This is a genomic window from Sphingomonas lycopersici (assembly GCF_026130605.1).
In the GTDB taxonomy this organism is placed as follows: Bacteria; Pseudomonadota; Alphaproteobacteria; order Sphingomonadales; family Sphingomonadaceae; genus Sphingomonas; species Sphingomonas lycopersici.
Map to the genome: position 1 here is coordinate 62,599 of NZ_JANFAU010000001.1, position 17,924 is coordinate 80,522.

General features: G+C 62.9%; 16 protein-coding genes. 11 read left to right on the forward strand and 5 right to left on the reverse strand.

Annotated features, from left to right (window positions below):
- The first annotated feature begins 77 nt into the window (after window positions 1-77).
- The 4 genes from NED98_RS00230 to NED98_RS00240 all read left to right on the forward strand — a co-directional run bounded on the left by NED98_RS00230 (window position 78) and on the right by NED98_RS00240 (window position 2,694).
- Window positions 78-338, forward strand: a complete 261-nt coding sequence (locus NED98_RS00230; RefSeq protein ID WP_265311377.1) for a hypothetical protein — start codon at window positions 78-80, stop codon at window positions 336-338.
- Between the two features lie 139 nt (window positions 339-477).
- A complete protein-coding gene (locus NED98_RS00235; protein ID WP_265311927.1) occupies window positions 478-1,188 on the forward strand; it encodes a hemerythrin domain-containing protein in 711 nt (236 codons plus the stop codon).
- A 719-nt stretch (window positions 1,189-1,907) separates the two neighbouring features.
- The gene (locus NED98_RS23345) at window positions 1,908-2,222 is read left to right on the forward strand and encodes a transcriptional regulator domain-containing protein (protein WP_432423278.1); all 315 of its coding nucleotides are present in this window, start codon (window positions 1,908-1,910) and stop codon (window positions 2,220-2,222) included.
- On the forward strand, window positions 2,176-2,694 hold the full coding sequence (locus NED98_RS00240) for a DUF2285 domain-containing protein (RefSeq protein WP_265311378.1): 519 nt from the start codon (window positions 2,176-2,178) through the stop codon (window positions 2,692-2,694). Before NED98_RS23345 ends, NED98_RS00240 begins: the two co-directional genes overlap by 47 nt.
- A 16-nt stretch (window positions 2,695-2,710) precedes the next feature.
- Here NED98_RS00240 and NED98_RS00245 read toward each other — a convergent pair.
- A protein-coding gene (locus NED98_RS00245) for an IS5 family transposase (RefSeq protein ID WP_265311379.1) occupies window positions 2,711-3,465 on the reverse strand; the annotation gives its coding sequence in 2 pieces (ribosomal slippage) (window positions 2,711-3,135 and window positions 3,135-3,465; 756 coding nt in all).
- A gap of 144 nt (window positions 3,466-3,609) precedes the next feature.
- On the opposite strand from NED98_RS00245, the gene NED98_RS00250 reads away from it, so the two are divergent.
- Window positions 3,610-3,930: an FAD-binding protein gene (locus NED98_RS00250; protein WP_265311380.1), complete on the forward strand. Its 321-nt coding sequence runs from the start codon at window positions 3,610-3,612 to the stop codon at window positions 3,928-3,930.
- A 19-nt stretch (window positions 3,931-3,949) separates the two neighbouring features.
- Here NED98_RS00250 and NED98_RS00255 read toward each other — a convergent pair whose 3' ends face one another.
- Together NED98_RS00255 and NED98_RS00260 are read right to left on the reverse strand one after the other, a co-directional pair.
- Window positions 3,950-4,684 (reverse strand): 2OG-Fe dioxygenase family protein, encoded by a 735-nt coding sequence (locus NED98_RS00255; protein WP_265311381.1) that lies wholly within the window; start codon window positions 4,682-4,684, stop codon window positions 3,950-3,952.
- Window positions 4,685-4,810: 126 nt separating this feature from the next.
- Window positions 4,811-5,950 carry a DJ-1/PfpI family protein gene (locus NED98_RS00260; RefSeq protein ID WP_265311382.1) on the reverse strand — a complete coding sequence of 380 codons (1,140 nt, stop codon included), beginning with the start codon at window positions 5,948-5,950 and terminating at the stop codon, window positions 4,811-4,813.
- A gap of 90 nt (window positions 5,951-6,040) precedes the next feature.
- On the opposite strand from NED98_RS00260, the gene NED98_RS00265 reads away from it, so the two are divergent.
- The 4 genes from NED98_RS00265 (at window position 6,041) to NED98_RS00280 (ending at window position 12,579) form a co-directional block, all read left to right on the forward strand.
- Window positions 6,041-7,012, forward strand: a complete 972-nt coding sequence (locus NED98_RS00265; RefSeq protein ID WP_265311383.1) for a GlxA family transcriptional regulator — start codon at window positions 6,041-6,043, stop codon at window positions 7,010-7,012.
- A gap of 92 nt (window positions 7,013-7,104) precedes the next feature.
- Window positions 7,105-7,599 carry an Lrp/AsnC ligand binding domain-containing protein gene (locus NED98_RS00270; RefSeq protein ID WP_265267964.1) on the forward strand — a complete coding sequence of 165 codons (495 nt, stop codon included), beginning with the start codon at window positions 7,105-7,107 and terminating at the stop codon, window positions 7,597-7,599.
- A gap of 318 nt (window positions 7,600-7,917) precedes the next feature.
- Window positions 7,918-10,983 (forward strand): TonB-dependent receptor plug domain-containing protein, encoded by a 3,066-nt coding sequence (locus NED98_RS00275; RefSeq protein ID WP_265311384.1) that lies wholly within the window; start codon window positions 7,918-7,920, stop codon window positions 10,981-10,983.
- 18 nt (window positions 10,984-11,001) lie between these two features.
- Window positions 11,002-12,579 carry an amidohydrolase gene (locus NED98_RS00280; protein ID WP_265311385.1) on the forward strand — a complete coding sequence of 526 codons (1,578 nt, stop codon included), beginning with the start codon at window positions 11,002-11,004 and terminating at the stop codon, window positions 12,577-12,579.
- A gap of 63 nt (window positions 12,580-12,642) precedes the next feature.
- Here the strand turns inward: NED98_RS00280 and NED98_RS00285 are convergent, their stop codons facing one another.
- Entirely contained in the window at window positions 12,643-13,209 is a 567-nt protein-coding gene (locus NED98_RS00285; RefSeq protein WP_265311386.1) for a mechanosensitive ion channel family protein, read from the reverse strand.
- Window positions 13,206-14,018, reverse strand: coding sequence for a formate dehydrogenase accessory sulfurtransferase FdhD (fdhD, locus tag NED98_RS00290; protein ID WP_265267960.1), 813 nt, complete (start codon window positions 14,016-14,018; stop codon window positions 13,206-13,208). The genes NED98_RS00285 and fdhD overlap by 4 nt, the downstream gene beginning before the upstream one ends.
- A gap of 487 nt (window positions 14,019-14,505) precedes the next feature.
- Here fdhD and NED98_RS23350 point away from each other — a divergent pair, with 487 nt between their 5' ends.
- Window positions 14,506-15,789 carry a sigma-54-dependent transcriptional regulator gene (locus NED98_RS23350; protein WP_284699347.1) on the forward strand — a complete coding sequence of 428 codons (1,284 nt, stop codon included), beginning with the start codon at window positions 14,506-14,508 and terminating at the stop codon, window positions 15,787-15,789.
- A gap of 136 nt (window positions 15,790-15,925) precedes the next feature.
- Window positions 15,926-17,851 carry a sensor histidine kinase gene (locus NED98_RS00305; RefSeq protein ID WP_265311387.1) on the forward strand — a complete coding sequence of 642 codons (1,926 nt, stop codon included), beginning with the start codon at window positions 15,926-15,928 and terminating at the stop codon, window positions 17,849-17,851.
- Window positions 17,852-17,924: the final 73 nt, after the last annotated feature.

Consider the following 17,924-nt stretch of genomic DNA (forward strand, 5'->3'; position numbering starts at 1 on the left):
GCTTTTCTCCGATTAAGGACCAGGGCGCCTGCTCCTGATGGTCGCAATGAAACAGAACCTGTACGCGGTACGGGTCAATGCCGGCGCTCTACCTGTCGTTTGGCTGGCGGACGCGAAGCGACATTGCTGGACTGGCTGAAATTGGGGCAGGTGCTGCCGGGCAGCTATGCTTTGACCTGCGTGCCATCGTGGATGGCGTCGATTGCGTGCTCGACGATGAGATCGGCGGGATGCAACCACCCGAACACCTCGGTCACCCGTCGACGCTCATGCCGGTGGTGATATCCACCCAGGTCGCCTTGCTCCCAACCACCCTGGTCACGAACTGGCGCCGCTGATTATTGAAGAGAGCGCTCGGGGGAACCTTGAACGTCGGGTGCCTGCCGATGCGAAAGCGGATTGAGGGGCAAGGTCGGCATCGCAATTGCGGACCGAGCGTTTGAGCGGAGACGGCAAGGCGATCGAAAGGTGACGGTCATGGCGGAGCAGGATCGGCGAACGGCATTGGTGTCTGTCGCGAGCGTCGGGCTGGTGCTCGCTGGATGCGCGAAACATGACGCCGAGGACCGCGGCAAAGGCGGCGGTGACGAAGGCGAGGTCACCGCGAACGAGGATCTCATGCGTGAGCATGGCGTGCTGCGCCGCATCCTGATCGCCTATCGCGAAGTTGTACCGAAGCTGGTGGCGAATGCCGCGGCGGTCGATGCCGCGGCGCTCGCCTCCGCGACGACCTTGTTCCAGGCATTTGGCGAGCGCTATCACGAACAGATGCTGGAGGAGCAGCATATCTTTCCGATCGTGCGGAAGGCGGGCGGCGAAGCGGCCGGGCTGCTCGATACGCTGCTCGCACAACATCAGCGGGGTCGCGAGATCACCGCCTATATTCTCGACAAGACCAAATCCGGCCGGGTCGGCACCGGTGATGCCGAACCTCTGGCCAGAACGCTGACGGCGTTCGCCCGTATGTACGAGCCGCATGCCGCGCGCGAGGACACCATCGTGTTTCCAGCGTTCAAGAAGGCCGTAGGCGCCAAGGGCTATGAGGAGCTTGGCGACCAGTTCGAGGATATCGAGCGACGGACGTTCGGCGGTGATGGGTTCGATATGGCGACCGACAAGATCGGGGATATCGAGCGTCGACTCGGGGTCGGGAATTTGGGCTCGTTCACCGCGCCGAGTACTCGCTAGTAGCGTGCGCGTCTCTTTCCGCTGTGCGCCTAATTGCGGTCGTTCCGGCCTGGGACGCTCCTTCCCGAAACCGGGCCCCTTCCAGCGCATCCGCTCAAGCGTCCGGGGATTGAGGCCGATGTAATGAGCGACCTGCGCGGTGTTGAGAAAGGGATTTCCCCGCCGCGCGCGTTCCGCACGGGCATTGTCGTCGTCCATTTGCGCCTCCCTGGTATCACCAGCGCGGCGGCGACCCGCCGTCCGATCACCTTAGAGCGCACCTGGCAGGCCGCCGGGATGGTCGGATCTCACTCCCCTTCTGAAACCGACCGGATCAGATTTCACGCAATGCGCGGTCGAGATCAGGAGGCCGACCGACAACCAGGGCCCGGAATTGAACCACCGCTCGGACCACATTAGGTTCGCCAAGCGGGTGCCGTGAGATAGGGCCGCCCCTGTCGCCGGGGGTTCCGGCATCGAGAGCGGCCCGAAGTAGCGGGCTTTCTGTACAGGAAGATTCCAACACCCGCCCCTTCCTCCTGCGGCCACTCAGCCGGGGCGCCATTTCGCGAGGCGAATCCGGGAAAGCTTGCGCGGCGCCAGCATCCTCCTTGCGGGCGATCCCAAGCGACTCGATCGAAGGAATATAATTTCCCCTGAATTTACCAGCTTAGTAGGCGAAAACGACCCTTCGGCCGCCGGTCCCGCCAATCTGTCCTGGGTCACCGGGAGCGAACCAGATGAGGGCCACCCCGAACGGAGGCGAAAACCGCCTCATTGCGAGATCAGCGCAGGGCAGCGCAGTCGCGGACGTGCGCGAATTTGCGTGGGAGGTCCTGCGCAGACGCGAGGACTATCACGGCTCGAATCCGTCAGTGATGAAGGAAGGGTCGATCGACGTGATCGTCGCCGATCCTGCCCCGCTCAAATGGGGTCTGTGCTTTCGCCGAAGACCCGGCAACGCCAGCTGCGACGGCGCGACTGTTCTGGCGGCACGAGGTCGACCCCATGACCATTCGCGCGGTGGCATATCAGTGCGAGCGCGACGATCCTGACGGGTTCGACCTTCATAAACTCGGACTTCCCATTCAGGTCCTTCGCGGCGGCGGACAGGAAGAGATCGCAATCGACGCCGGGCGGGCAACCGTCCGCGTCAGTCTGGCAAGCGGGACCCTGCTCGATGGCCCCGTCCGTCTGGTCTATCGCCTTGAGGGTCGGCGCTTGCTGTCCCGGCGCCTTCTGGCGCTGCAGCAATTCGAGGCGGTGATGCGACTGGGGCGGGTCCCCTGCCTGCTGCAACAACACCTGTCAGAACGCAGCAGCGAACGCATGGCGTTGATATTGCGTACGCTCGACGCGCTTGCCCGCGCCAAGCCGGCGCGCGCCATCGCGATCGAATTGTTTGGCGCCGAGCAGGTCGAAGCGGATTGGGCGCATGAGTCCGACTATCTGCGGATGAAGACCAGGCGACTGATCGACGCTGCCAAGCGGCTGGTCAGAGGCGGCTATCTCACGCTGCTGCGTTAGGGTCAGGACTCACTGATTAGAGCCAGAAGATGACGGTTGCGGCGAGAGCGATCGCGGAGAAGAAGGCGGTAGGACATCGATCGTAGCGGGTGGCGACGCGACGCCAGTCTTTGAGGCGACCGAACATGATCTCGATGCGGTTTCGACGCCGGTAGCGACGCTTGTCGTATCTGATTTGCTGGTTTCGCGATTTCCGGCCCGGGATGCAGGGTTTAATGCCTTTGGCTTGCAGGGCATCGCGGAACCAGTCAGCATCATAACCGCGATCAGCGAGCAGCCATTGCGCCTTGGGTAGATCGTCCAGCAGCGCTGCTGCACCGATGTAATCGCTGATCTGCCCTGCGGTCATGAAGAAGCTCAAGGGACGACCATTGGCGTCGGTGACGGCATGGAGTTTGGTGTTCATGCCGCCTTTGGTCCGGCCGATCAGGCGGCCGAGATCCCCCTTTTTACCGCCAGGCTCGACGCCGTGCGGTGCGCCTTCAAATAGGTCGCATCGATCATCACCGTCTTGCGCTCGGCGCCAGCGGAAAGCCCTTCCATCATCCGGGTGAAGACACCCATCTGGCCCCAGCGCTTCCAACGATTGTAGAGCGTCTTGTGCGGGCCGTAATCCTTCGGCGCATCCCGCCAACGCAACCCGTTGCGGTTGACGAAGATGATCCCGCTCAACACGCGCCGATCATCGACCCTCGGCCTGCCATGGCTCTTCGGAAAATACGGCTCAAGCCGCGCCATCTGCTCGTCGGTCAGCCAGTACAGGTCGCTCACATTCGGTCTCCTTGCGGAGCCTGAATCAGATCGCGCCTCTCACATCAATGGGTCCTGACCCGAGTCAAAGCCGGCAAGCTCCTTGGCGTCGCCCCCGTGGCGGGGGCGATCGAGGCGCGCTGGCGGCCGCGCGGGTCCCCCACGATGCAAACCGCGAGGGTCCACCGGATCGTCAATTGCACCGGGGTCGATGCGGATCTGCGCCGCGCGGACGATCCGCTGACGAAGGCGCTTCTCGCGAGCGGCGCGATCGCGGCCGACCCGCTCGATCTCGGGATCGAGGTCGATGCGCAATGCCATGTCCGCGCGGCAAACGGCAGCATCCATCCCGAGCTTTATTGCATCGGGCCGATGACCCGCGGGACGTTCTGGGAAGTGACCGCCGTTCCCGATATCCGGCGGCAGGCGTGGGATCTGGCACGCCGGCTTTCAAATGCGCATTGGGTCGAGGGCGACGGCCTTTGATTAACCAGTCGCCAGGGCATCAGGGTGCGCCGCTCGCCTTCCACGTCACGACCAGCGCATCGCGATAGGCCGCCGCGGCGTTCGCGGTCACCCGGATCGGGGTCACCCCGTGCCGGATCCGGCGATCGTCGAGGAGAACCGCATCGCCCGGATCGAGCAGCGTGAACCGCCCCAGCCGGCGGCCGTCCGCTCCACCGATTTCGGTCACACCTTCTTCAACATTCTGACGCGCAACCAGAATTACCAGAACCCAGTCGACACCGTCGCGGTGCAGGCCTTCCGGCGTAGGGCGGCCAAGTTCTTCCGGTGACGTCTCGATCCTGAACTGGTGCATTTCGCTATGCCAGGGAGCGGTCGGCGCGCGGCGGTCGAGCGTCGCGAACAGCGGGGTCAACGACCGGAAGATCGACGCCACGATCGCGCTTTGCGCGATATCGGTCTCTATCGCATCGAACCAGCGCTGCACGTCTCCGTTCAGCGGGTTATAGTCGCGGCTCTGGAAATGAGGCTGGTCGGGCTTCCGTACCAGATCACCGCCGCGCACTTCGAAAGCGGCATGGCGCCGACGCCGGTATCGCCCGCCGTCGGCCATGTAACGGTCCTCGCCGAGCCGGTCCCACGAGGCTGCAAACGTCTGCCATTGTTCTCCGGTCCAGCCGACGATCTGCTGGAGCGCCGGCGCTGCCAGATGAATATATCCGCGACCCGCCAAGGCCTGGTCGATATCCTCGATCGTGATGATGGAGCCAGCCAATGCGCGAGATCCTTCCCAATCCCCAATGCGCCGCCCCTCTAGCACGGGACCGGACGGCCGCCCATTTCCATTCTTACGCCTGGCGGCAGCGGCAGTCGTGCGCTGAGGAGAGCTGCCGGTGCCCCATCATCGCCAAGGAAATTCGAGTTGCAAGGCAACGAACCCGGCGGTTCCTCTGCCATAGCGCGCCGCAATCGCCTCAAGCGCACGATCGAGTTGCGACGCCGGGGGAATGGCAGGGTCCAGGGACCGGGTCAGGTCCGTTTCACGCGCGGAACGCCCGCCCGTTGTGAGCTTCAAACCGTCGGCGGTAAGCACTGTCGCCTGCGAGGTCAGCGCCAGCGCCTTCGAGCGATAGGTGCGCGACCAGGCGTCCGCGGTGAGCGCGAGGGCGATGCCATCCACGCCGTCGGCAACCGGGATACCGATGGTTTCATGGCCCCAGACTGCCGCGCTGTTCGAGGCCAGTTGCCACACCCAACCGGCATTGAGATGGAAATCGCGGCTGTTATGCGCAGCGTCATAGCCCGACACCCCAAGTTGCGCAGCGAGCTTCTCGGCGCGCTCCTTCCCGCCGATCGCCTCCACCAACGCCAAGGAAACCGGAATCGACGCTGTTACCCCAGTTGTCGTGACGACGCCGCGGTCCACAACATAACGCCGGTCGCGCGCGTAACGCATCGCGGGATGCGCGCGCATCAGACCGTCGATCGCATACCAGTGCGTCGTCGCCATCCGTCCATCGAGCAGACCGGCGCGCCCCAGCACCTTCGCACCTTCGCAGATACCGATGATCGTCGCCCGCGATGCCGCCTGCTGCCTTATCCACGCAACGATCGGCCCCTCGCGCTCGTCGTGATGATAGGCCGGCACGATGACATAATCCGCGCCGTCGGGGTGCGCCTTGTCGAAACCGGCAAGCGTATCCTGCGGCTCGATCGAGAGCGCCGGCATCAACGCGATCGTTGCGTCTGTCGGTGCGATCACCGTCACGTCGACGAGCCCCGATCGCGTCAGGACAGCCTGCGGGATCATCAGGTCCGTCGTCTCCGCGCCGCGATTATCGGCGACGATTGCGACCAGGGGCCGCGCGCGCTTCGGCGGTTTCATCCCGGCGATGAGGCGCCGCTGTTCGTCGGCAGCGAGCGGCAGCGCGACGCTTCCCGCTTTCCCGCTGCACCCCGCCGCCAGTGTCGCAACGCCAAACCCGGCCGCGCCCGCCAGAAAGCCCCGGCGCCCCAATCGATCATCAATCCGCTCGTTCATGCAGACAAATCTATGCACAAAGCCTATCTGGCTTAAATGCCACAGACATCGGAAAAACAGCCAAAATCGCGACGTGACCGGCGGCGGCTGGTGATTTTGATCGCCTTCGAGGGCGTGGAGCCGCTGGACGTTACCGGGCCGATGGCGGTTTTCCATCGCGCCGAGGAACAGCTTCCGGGCAGCTATGATCTGCGCGTGGCGAGCCTCGGCAGCACCGCGGTCGTTACTGCGACCGGCTTGACGCTGGGCGGGACGGTCGCGCTCGACAGCATCGAGGCCGATCCCGACACGATCCTCGTCGCAGGCGGCAGCGAGGAAGCGGTTCGCGCTGCGGCAACCGACGCGCATCTTATCGACTGGCTGACCGAACGTGCGCCGCGCACGCGCCGAATCGGCAGCATCTGCACCGGTGCGTTCGTGCTCGGCGCAGCGGGGCTGCTCGACGGGCGCTGCGCCGCGACGCACTGGGCGGCAGCGCGCGCGTTACAGGCCTATTTTCCCCTGGCGCGCGTGGATGCCGACGCAATCTACCGGATCGACGGCCCGATTTGCACATCCGCCGGGGTCACCGCCGGCATCGATCTCGCATTGGCGCTGGTCGCCGCCGATCTGGGGCAAGGCGTCGCCGCGAAAATCGCGCGCGATCTGGTGCTGTTTCTCCACCGCCCCGGCGGGCAGCGCCAGTTCAGCCAGACGCTCGCCGCGCAATCTCATGCCAGCAACCGCTTCGCCGATATCCTGCCGTGGATCGCCGACAATCCGACCGCGGACTTGTCCGTATCGGCGCTTGCCGCTCGATCCGCGATGAGCGAGCGCAACTTTGCGCGACGTTTCGCGCAGGAGATCGGCAGGACACCGGCGCGCCATGTGCTGGAAGTACGACTCGATCATGCGCGGCGGGATCTCGAATCGACCGATTGGCCGCTCGACCGCGTGGCTGAGCGTAGCGGGTTGGGCGGGGTCGATACGCTGCACCGCCTGTTCCGCCGCGAGCTCGGCGCGACTCCGGGGGCATATCGGGCGCGTTTTGCGAAGCCGGGCAGCGCCCCTATGGCCGAATGAAGGCACACGCCCGCCTGGGCGTTGAAGACGACGCGATTTTCCTGCACTTTTGTGACGACTTGAGCAGCATTTCACCACGATAGGAGCAGGTTGTGCAGGATTCTGCCGACATCGACATCGATCAGATGGATTATCGACTCCTGCGGGAGCTGACGCGCGACGGCCGGGCATCCGATGTGGCGTTGAGCGAGCGGGTGCATCTTTCCAGCACCGCTGTCGGGCGGCGGCGAAAATTGCTCGAGGATCGCGGAATGGTCCAGGGCTACAGCGCCGATCTCAGCCTGTCGCGGCTTGGCTTTGGCACGACGGTGATCGTCGCGATTGAATTGAGCTCGCAAGCCGAACATGTCCTGAACGAATTCGAGCAAGCCGTCTCGCAATGCCCCTCCATGTCTTTCTGCAGTTTCGTATCGGGAGACACGGATTTCATCATGATGGTCCATGTGAAATCGTTCGAACATTATGACAGCGTCTATCGAAAGGAGCTTTCCACCCTTCCTCATGTCGCGAAGATCAGAAGCAGCTTCGTGATGCGCAAGGTGCTCGATCGCAAGGTGCCGGCGGCAGTGCTGGCGGTGCAACCGTAACGCGAACCGCCCGATACGCGATCGCAAGGGCACGTACCCCACGCTTGCGGGCGGAGGTATCACGCGCCCTTTCGCTATTTCACGCAGGAATCCTGCGCAGAAACCGCAATGCGGCTACGAATTTAGTGGGAACTCACCCCAAGCTTCTGTTAGCTTCCTATTCGAGTTCGAAGACGCCGCGCCCTTCCGGTGTGCGGCGATCGGTTGGCTCGGACCGGGATCACCCGGCCAGAACAGATGACCCCCGCGCAGGAACCAACGAGAGAGAGAAACCGACCGAGGTGAGGATTGCCCGAAGGAAAATAGAAAGGGGCAATCATGTCTGTTTTCCTGCTCTCGTCAGCGTTGCTGGCGCGCGGCCATCGTTTCCTGAAGCCTACCGCTCTCGCCACGACGGCGTTGGCGACGCTCTCCGCCGGCGGCGCATGGGCGCAAGAAGTTGCTCCGGTGCCGGGCGCGCCCCAGATCGGACCGATCCGCCAGGCGCCTGCCCAATCGGGCGGCCCGGTCAATACCTCCGGTGCGAAGCCCGCGCCCGCTGCCACCGGCATTCCCGGCGACGACCTCGGGGATGAAGGTGCGACGCCGAAGGGCGATATCGTCGTCACCGGCTCGCGCATCGTGCGCGACGGCTATGCCGCGCCGACCCCGGTCTCGGTGCTGGGCGCGGCGGAGATCGCAGCGCAGGCACCGGCCAATATCGCCGATTTCGTCAATACCCTCCCCTCGATCGCGGGGAGCGGCACCTCGGCGACCAGTTCGGGAAGCCTGTCGAACGGGATCGCCGGCATCAACTCGATCAGTCTGCGCGGCCTTGGCGTGGGGCGGACGCTGGTGCTGGTCGACGGACAACGATCGGTGGCCTCCTCGATCGGCGGCGTGGTCGACATCAACACGATCCCGCAGGATCTGGTCGAGCGAGTCGAGGTGGTGACCGGCGGCGCGTCCGCGCAATATGGGTCGGACGCGGTAGGGGGCGTCGTCAATTTCATTCTCAACAAGAATTTCAAGGGCGTCGAGCTCAAGGTCGACAATGGCGTCAGCACCTATGGCGACGGGATGAATTACCGGTTCAGCGGCAGCGCCGGTTTCTCCGCACTGGACGATCGGTTGCATGTCCTGTTCAATGCGGAATATTTCCACCAGGACGGCGTCGACACGATCAACCGCGGCTGGAACAACGCCGACTATTTCCAGATCAACAATCCGGCCTATACGCCGACCAACGGCCAGCCGCAGCGGCTCGTCGGATCAGGCTTCGGCGTCAGCACCTATACGACCGGCGGGCTGATCACCTCGGGGCCACTCGCCGGCACCTATTTCCTCGGCAACAATCAGACTGCGGCGCTCAATTTCGGCACGCGCAGTGCCGTTTCCTCGCCGTGGATGATCGGGGGCGATTACAAGGTCACGATGGCGGGGCACAGGGGCACCAATTCGCTCTTGCCGACCGAGGAGCGGATCGGCGTGTTCAACCGCGTCGCTTACGATCTCACCAACGATATCCAGATCTACGGTCAATTCTCGTGGAATCGATACGAGGGGCAAAGCTTCTATCAGCAAACCCCCAGCACCGGCGTGACGATCCAGCCGGACAATGCCTATCTGCGCACTTATTATCCCACACTGGCGGCTCAGGTGACCGCGCCTTTTACGATCGGCACCAGCAACAATGGCTTCCCCGCCCCGGGAAGCGACAACCGGCGTGAGGTCTTTCGCTATGTCGCCGGGGTTAACGGCAAGTTCCGGCTCTTCGGGCGGACCTGGAAATGGAATGCTTATTATCAGCACGGCATGACCAAGGCGCATGAGGAGCTGACCAATACCTGGAACGTCGCGCGAATGGCGCTGGCGCAGGATGCAGTGATCGTGACCTCCGCCAATGTCGGGTCATCCGGGCTGGCGCTCGGCAGCATTGCCTGCCGTTCGACGCTCACCGCGCCGACCAACGGCTGCGTACCGATCAACCGGCTCGGCATCCACGGCGGCCCGGACCCGAAGGCGCTGGCCTATATCTACGGGGCGGGGCAACCCTATCGCGACGAGACGATCAAGGAGGATGTCGCGGCGGCGAGCGCCAGCGGGGAATTGTTCAATCTCCCCGGCGGCCCCGCGGCGGTGGCGCTCGGCGCCGAATGGCGCAAGGAGCAGATCAGCGGCTATGTTCCGACCGAATATCAGCCCGTCCGCAATGCCAATGGAACCACCACGAACAACTGGCTCTACGGCAATTACCTGCCCAATTTCGGCGAATATAATGTCAAGGAAGGCTTCATCGAAGTCGACCTGCCGATCGTGAAAGGCATCAACCTCAACGCCGCCGGCCGCTATACGGATTATTCGACCTCGGGCGCGGTGCAGACCTGGAAGGTCGGCGGAACCTACACGCCGCTGCCCGATATCAAGTTCCGCGCCACCTACAGCCACGATATCCGCGCGCCGAACCTCCAGGAACTGTTCGCTTCGGGAACCGCGCGCACCAATTCGGTGATCATGCCGGCCAACTCGCCGCTCGGCGCGGGGGCCTTCCAGTTCGTCGAGAGCACGATCGGCAACCCGAACCTCAAGCCGGAGAAGGCGAATACATGGACGGCGGGCGCGGTTGCGACGCCGCGCTGGTTGCCCGGCTTCACCATGTCGTTCGACTATTATGATATCAGGATCACCGATGCGATCGGATCGATCACCTCCCAGAATACGGTGGATTTCTGCTATTCCGGGTCAACGGCCTATTGCAACAACATCGTCTATAACGGCGGCGCGTTGAGCCAGATCGTCATCCAGCCGTTCAACTTCGCCAGCCAGCATGAGACGGGATTCGACATCGATGCGACCTACCGCACCGATCTTTCCGCGATATCGGCCGATCTGCCCGGCAGTTTCAGCATCAGCACCGCGATAACCCATTACATAAAGAACGTGATCAACAACGGGATTTTCCCGATCGACTATGCCGGCGTGAACGGCGGCAGCCTGGCGGGCACCTACAACGCGCCCCATTGGGTCTATCGCGTCAGCGCCTTTTACAAGGTCGATCCGGTGACGATCAATCTGGTCGCGCGCGGCTTCGGATCGGGGGTCTATGGCAATGATTACATCCAATGCACCTCGGGATGCCCGGCCTCGACCAATCAATATCGCACGATCAACAACAACCACATTCCCGGCGCGACCTATTTCGACGCATCGATCAGCTTCAAATTCTCCGCCGGCAGCCATGACGGCAGCTTGACCTTCGTAGTCAACAATATGTTCAACAAGGATCCCGTGCTGGTGGGCAATGGGCCCGACGGCAACAATGTGCCGGCTTACGCCCAGACCAGCCGCCAGCTCTATGACGTGGTCGGTCGGGTATTCCGCGTATCGGCGGGCGTGAAATTCTAAGGGGAAAAGGAGGGTCGAATGAAGAATCGATTTGAACGCACAATGGCCGCCGCGCTGATGGCGAGCGTCTTGTGGTCGCCGCTCGCTTATGCGGCGACCGATGAGCAGAAGAAGGCGGTGGAGGCCGGCGTCGAGGCGCAGACCAAACAGATTCAGGTGATGGTCGATCAGGTCTTTTCCTATGCCGAGCCCGGTTTTCAGGAGGTGCGTACCTCGGCCTATCTCACCGACATCCTGGAGAAGAACGGCTTCAAGGTGACCCGCGGGGTCGCCGGCATCCCCACCGCCTTCACCGCGACCTGGGGCTCGGGCGGGCCGCTGATCGCGCTGGGATCGGATATCGACAATCTGCTCGGGGTTTCGCAATTTCCCGGCATCCCCAACGTCAAACCGATGGTCGCGGGCGCGCCGGGGCATGGCGAGGGGCATAATTCGGGCATGCCGCTGATCATCGCCGCGGCGATCGCGACCAAGGCGGTGATGGAGAAGAACCATATTCCCGGCCGGCTGATGATCTGGCCGGGCGTCGCGGAGGAACTGCTCGCCTCAAAGGCTTATTATGTCCAGGCCGGGCTGTTCAAGGACGTCGACGCCTGTATCTTCGTCCATGTCTCCAGTGAGTTCGGCACCGCTTACGGCGATCTCGGGCAGAACGGCATGGTCTCGGTGGAATATACGTTCCACGGCAAGACCGCGCATGCCGCCGGCGATCCGTGGGACGGGCGCAGCGCGCTCGACGCGGTCGAGCTGATGGATACCTCGTGGAACTACCGCCGCGAGCATCTGCCGCTGACCCAGCGGTCGCATTACGTCATCACTAACGGCGGCGGGCAGCCCAATGTCGTCCCCGATCTCGCCTCGGTCTGGTATTATTTCCGCGACCGCAGCTTCGGCGACGTGAAGACGCTCTACGATACCGGCAACGAACTCGCCGATGCCGCCGCCAAGGCGACCGGCACCACGGTCGAGCGACGCATCCTCGGCTATGCCGCGCCTAATTTCGCCAACAAGCCGCTGGCCGAGGCGGCCTTTCTCAACATCAAGGCGGTCGGCATGCCGAAATGGGATGCTGATGATCAGGCCTTCGCCAAGGCGGTGCAGGAAACCAACCACCGCAAGGTCGCGCCGCTCACCGATACCGTCACGCCGCTGTCGACCCCGGAAAACCGCCCGCGGTCGATGGGCGGCGGCTCGGACGATATCGGCGATATCATGTGGACGGTGCCGACGATCACCATCCGCTATCCGTCGAACATTCCCAATATGATCGGCCATAATGTGCTCTCGGCGATGGCGATGGCGACGCCGATCGCGCACAAAGGGGTGGTCGTCGGCGCGAAAGCGGTGGCGATGACGGTGCTGGACATGATGACCACGCCCAAACTGCTCGCCGACGCCAAGGACTATTTCAACAACGTGCAGCTCAAGACCGACAGCTACAAGCCGATCCTCGAGAAGCCCGCGATCTGGCTCAACGAAAAGACAATGCGGGAAATGCGCCCACAGATGGAAAAATATTATTACAACCCGAAGAAATACCCCACCTATCTCGACCAGCTCGGCATCAAATGGCCGACGCTGACCGCGAAGGAGTGATCGAAATGGCGCAAGCCCGGCCGAAAAGTAATTCGGCCGGGCTACCCGGTTTGCACTGCAAGCTTACACCGGCGGAGCCGGTGCTATGGGTTGTTCGTCGGTCGGCGACAGCTTGATCATCGTCTGTTGCGCCATCTTCCCGTTGGCAACGATGATCCGGCGGCCGTCATCGGTGCGCAACACCGTAAATCCCAACGAAATGTCCTCAACGACGCCGACGTCGAAATCATCCTTGGTCGGCGCGCTGATCTGGATGCGATCGCCTCGCCGGAACGGCTTGTAGAGGACGAGGCTTATCCCCGCGACAAGATTCCCCAGCGTCGTCTGGGCGGCGAATCCGATCACCACGGAGACGAGACTGACCCCGGCGAGCAGCGCGGTGCCGAAGCGGTTCAAGGCGGGAACGACGCGCGTATAAGCGACGATGAGGATGACCCACATCACCAGCACGGCAAGGTGGCTGAGGAAGGACAAGGTGATCTGGTCGATACGGTCCGACTGGTCGTGACGGAGCGCGGCGCCGACCGCATAGCGCAGCACCCATGAAAGGATCAGCCCGACCAACAGAAAGATAGCACCCGACAACAAGGCGCCAAGGATCGTATTGGGATCGAATAATTCGATCCTCATTCGACGCTGCCCTGCTCATCGGTGATGATCAAAGCCGAATCGGTGCGCGCGATCGCGACCAGCGTCAACCCTGCCCTCATCGCGCGTTCCACGGCGAGGCTGGTCGGCGCCGAGATCGTCACCAGCATCGAACAGCCTGAGCGAACCGCTTTTTCGACGAGTTCGTAACTGCATCGCGCGGAAAGCAGGTAAAAGCCCGTCGCTGGATCGATTGCGTCGCTGGCGAGCGCACCGATCAGTTTGTCGAGCGCATTGTGCCGGTCGACATCCTCCCGGACGCGCAGGATCGCACCAGCGGGAGAACAGAAGGCAGCAGCATGCGAGCCGCCCGTGGCGTGACCCAATGGCTGATGATCCCGGAAACCGGCCAGCGCGCGCATGATCGCGAGCCGATCGGTCGATATCTGTGCTTTTACCGGCGGGAGCGACCGCAACAGCTGCTCGACCTTCCCGACGCCGCAAAGGCCGCAACTGCCCTCCGCCTCGCGCCGGCGCGCGCGTCTGAACACGCGCTCAGCCCGTTCGGCCGGTAACGATAGCCGGATCGCCCAGCCGCCATCGACCCGCTGGATGTCGATGCTCTCGATCTGATCCGCCCGGTCCACAAGCCCGTCGCTGAGCGCGAAGCCCAATGCATAGTCGCGCAAGTCCGACGGCGTTGCCATCACCACGGTATAAGCGACCCCGCACACCTCGATCGAAACCGGGGCCTCGACCGGAATAGTGCGCAGCAGCGCCGCATCGCCGATCTCGGCGAAACCAACGCGGCGAACCGCAAGGTTGACGGCTTGTAGCTTATCGAGGGCCATGCTCGACTTTCAGTCGCTCGGCCTGCGGCCGAGCCTGAGCGCGGTGAACATCTTGAGCGCAAGGTATCCGGGCTTAAAGGGGGTCAAGGCGCGCGCTCCGGTTGATTCCACCATCGGCCCGGATGGAGCAATAGATGTGCCAGACGTGATGTCGTCTTAATTCAATGTCTTATTCATTGAGCGACAAGGGACGAAGACAAAAGGTCCAAACCGGTCGCGACAAATTGTCTTCGTTCCAGCCCACGCGGCCCGATGCGCTTCGTCGACTGCAATGGTAGCTGTAACCCGCGCGAACAAAGGACCGATTCGCGCGCGGCAACGCTCGGGCGTCCGATCCAGGGTAAGATCGGGTTTCGACGGACGAGGATAGCAGATGGAGGAACAGGGCGTGCCGGGTCAGGAGACAGAAGAGAATAACGGCGTCGACCCGGATTTCTGGCCCTGGCTTGCGCAAGCCTCGATCCTGGTGGTCGACGACGAACCCGGGATGCGGAATTTTCTCGTGCGCACGCTGCGACCGCGGTGCAAGCGGATCGACGAGGCGTCCGACGCGCGCGAGGCTTCGCGCAAACTCGATGCCCGGCCCTATGACGTCGTCATTCTCGATAATCTTCTCCCCGGCAGGACCGGGCTCGAATGGCTGACGGAGCAGCGCGCATCGGGCCTTTTTGCGGATGTCATCCTGATCACCGCGCATGCGGATCTCGATACCGCAATCGCCGCGCTGAGGGTCGGGGTCGTCGATTTCGTACTGAAGCCTTTCCGCTCCAATCAATTGCTCAGCGCCGTCGCGCGATGCCTCGATCGCGATCGGCTGCAGCGCGAGAATGTGGTTCTCCGTCAGGAACTCAAAGGTGCGTCGGGACGAGAGGGGCTTCGCAGCACATTGACGGGAAGGTCGCCCGCAATCGAGGAGATCCGGAAGATCATCGCGCGCGTCGCGCCGCTGCCGAGCTCGGTGCTGCTCACCGGCGAATCCGGAACCGGCAAGGAAGTGGCGGCGCGCTCGATCCACGCGCTTTCGGATCGCGGCGACAAGCTCTTCGTGCCGGTGAATTGCGGCGCGATTCCATCCGAACTTCTCGAAAGCGAACTATTCGGACATGTCAAAGGGTCGTTCACCGGTGCTCACGGCGCGCGCGAGGGTCTGATCCAATATGCCAAGGGCGGGACGATCTTTCTCGATGAGATCGGCGACCTTCCCTTGCCGATGCAGGTCAAATTGCTCCGGGTGATCGAAGATCGCCGGGTGCGCCCCGTCGGCGCGGAGCGGGAAACGCCGATCGACGTCCGTTTCGTCTTCGCGACCAACGCCGACCTTGCCGAGCGTGTGAACGAGGGACGGTTCCGGCAGGACCTTTTCTATCGTATCAACGTCCTGGAGATTCGCATGCCGCGGCTTGTCGAGCGCGGTGATGACGTGGAGGAGCTCGCTTCGGCCTTTATGAGCGACGTAGCGCTGCAGCTCGGCATGGCCCCGGTACCCATCGATCAAAATGTGCGTCGGTATCTCACGCGTTACGAATGGCCCGGCAATATTCGGGAATTGCGCAATTTCATCGAACGCGCGGTGATCCTGGGCCGGTTTCCCAATGCTTATGAACGGGCCGAGGAACCCCCCGGTCGCAAGCCCAGGACCCTGGCGGAGGTCGAGCGGCGGCATATTCTAGCCATGTTGAAGGAAACGGGCGGCGACCGCGAGGAGACCGCCCGGCGGCTCGGCATCTCGCGAAAGACCGTCGACCGCAAATGCGCGACCTGGAATGTCTGATGCCATAGCGGCGGGGATGAAGCGGCGGCATTCGGTGCGTTACCGGCTGCTAGCGATCGCGCTCTTGCCGATGCTGGTTATCCTGCCGATCTTCCTTGGCATCGCGATGAAGCGATGGAACGACCGGTTCGACGCGATGCTGCTGTCGAAGGTCGATGGCGATCTCACCACCGCAAACCAATATCTGTCCCGATTGCTGGCCGGTGATCAGGCCTCGCTTTCGTCGCTGGGCCAATCGGCGCGATTTTTGGATGTGCTTTACGGCAAGGCAAAGCAGGACGCATCGCTTGATATGCTGCTCGCGCGCGAAGCCGGCAAAACCGGCGCCGACTTTCTATATCTGGTTGACGCCGAGCATCGGGTCATCGCGTCGAGCCGCCCGTTTGCGTCGCGCGCGCCGAGCGCGATCAGATATGATTGGCCGATCATCACGCGGGCGCTGCGCGGCCAGCCGAAAACCGGAATCGATCTGTTTTCCCAGGCGGATCTGGCGGCGATATCGCCGCAACTGGCAGGCCGCGCGACGATCCATCTGATTGCTACCGAGAAAGCAGCCCCGACCTCCCGAACGATCGAGAATCGCGGCATGGTGGTCCATTCGGCGGTGCCCGTCACCTTAGCCGACGGCACATCGGCCGCATTGGTCAGTGGCATGTTGCTCAATCGCAATCTGCGCTTCATCGATACGATCAACGCTCTGGTGTATCACGATACCAGCGTTCCACGCGGGAGCCACGGCACAGCGTCGCTGTTCCTCGGTGACGTTCGCATCAGCACGAACGTCCGATTGTTCGAGGGCCATCGCGCGATCGGAACGCGAGTGTCGAGCGCGGTGCGGAGCGCGGTGCTCGGCGAAGGACGCACCTGGCTCGACAGCGCGTTCGTCGTCAACGATTGGTATATTTCCGCCTATCAGCCGCTCGTCGACACCGATGGCAGGCGTGTCGGGATGCTCTATGTCGGCTTTCTCGAAAAGCCGTTCACCGCGATGCGCCGCGAAATCGTCCTGTCGCTCGCCTTCGCCTTTCTGCTCGTCACGGGGCTGACAGTTCCCTTATTCCTGCGCTGGGCGAGCGATATCTTCAAACCGCTCGAGCGAATGGCGACGACCATCGCGCAGGTCGAATCCGGCGATCTCGCCGCGCGAACCGGATCGAGCGGCGATGCGGGTGAAATCGGCATGGTGGCCAAGCATCTCGATGGCCTTCTTGATGAAATTCAGGATCGCGATCGGCAGCTTCGCTCATGGAACGACGAACTCAATCGGCGCGTCGAAGAACGAACCGAGCACCTGGTCGCGGCGCGCAAGCAGATCGAAGATACCACAAAACAGCTCGTCCTGGCGGAGAAGCTCGCAACGCTCGGCGAGATCAGCGCCGGCATCGCGCATGAAATCAACAATCCGCTCGCGGTGATGCAGGGCAATCTGGAGATCATCCGGGCGGTGCTGGCCGGCCGAACCGACGATCTCGACCTCGAGTTCAGGCTGGTCGACGAGCAGATCGGGCGCATCAGCGAAATCGTGCGGAAGCTTCTGCAATTCGCCCGACCTGCGGAATATGCCGGCTATGAGGATCGGCAGGACATTGCGGCGATGATCTCCGACACCCTCCCGCTTGTCGGGCACCTGCTCAAAAGAGCGGCGGTCACCGTCGTGCGCGACGATCGGGCACGCCGCGAAGTACGGATCAACCGAACCGAGCTCCAGCAGGTTCTGGTCAACCTCATGGTGAACGCGATCGATGCGATGCCCAGCGGCGGCACGCTGACCTTGCGCAGCTATGATGCCGAGGGCGCAGGCGGTGAGCCTGGCGCCGTTATCGAGGTGCAGGATACCGGAATCGGGATGAGCGATAATGTGCTCGCCCGCATCTTCGATCCTTTTTTCACTACCAAGCAGCGCGACGGCAACGGGCTCGGCCTGGCGATCTGCCAAATGCTCATATCCCATACGGGAGGCACGCTTACTGCGTCGAGCACGCCGGACATCGGATCGACCTTCTTCCTGTGGCTTCCCGAAGCCGGCGATGACGGGACAAGGCGTGAAGGACATTCTGTCTAGGCGCCTGCGGACAGACTGTCCCCCACGGCCCCGCCAATCGACCCCAAGCTGCTTGATCCTCGTTGCTTAATCG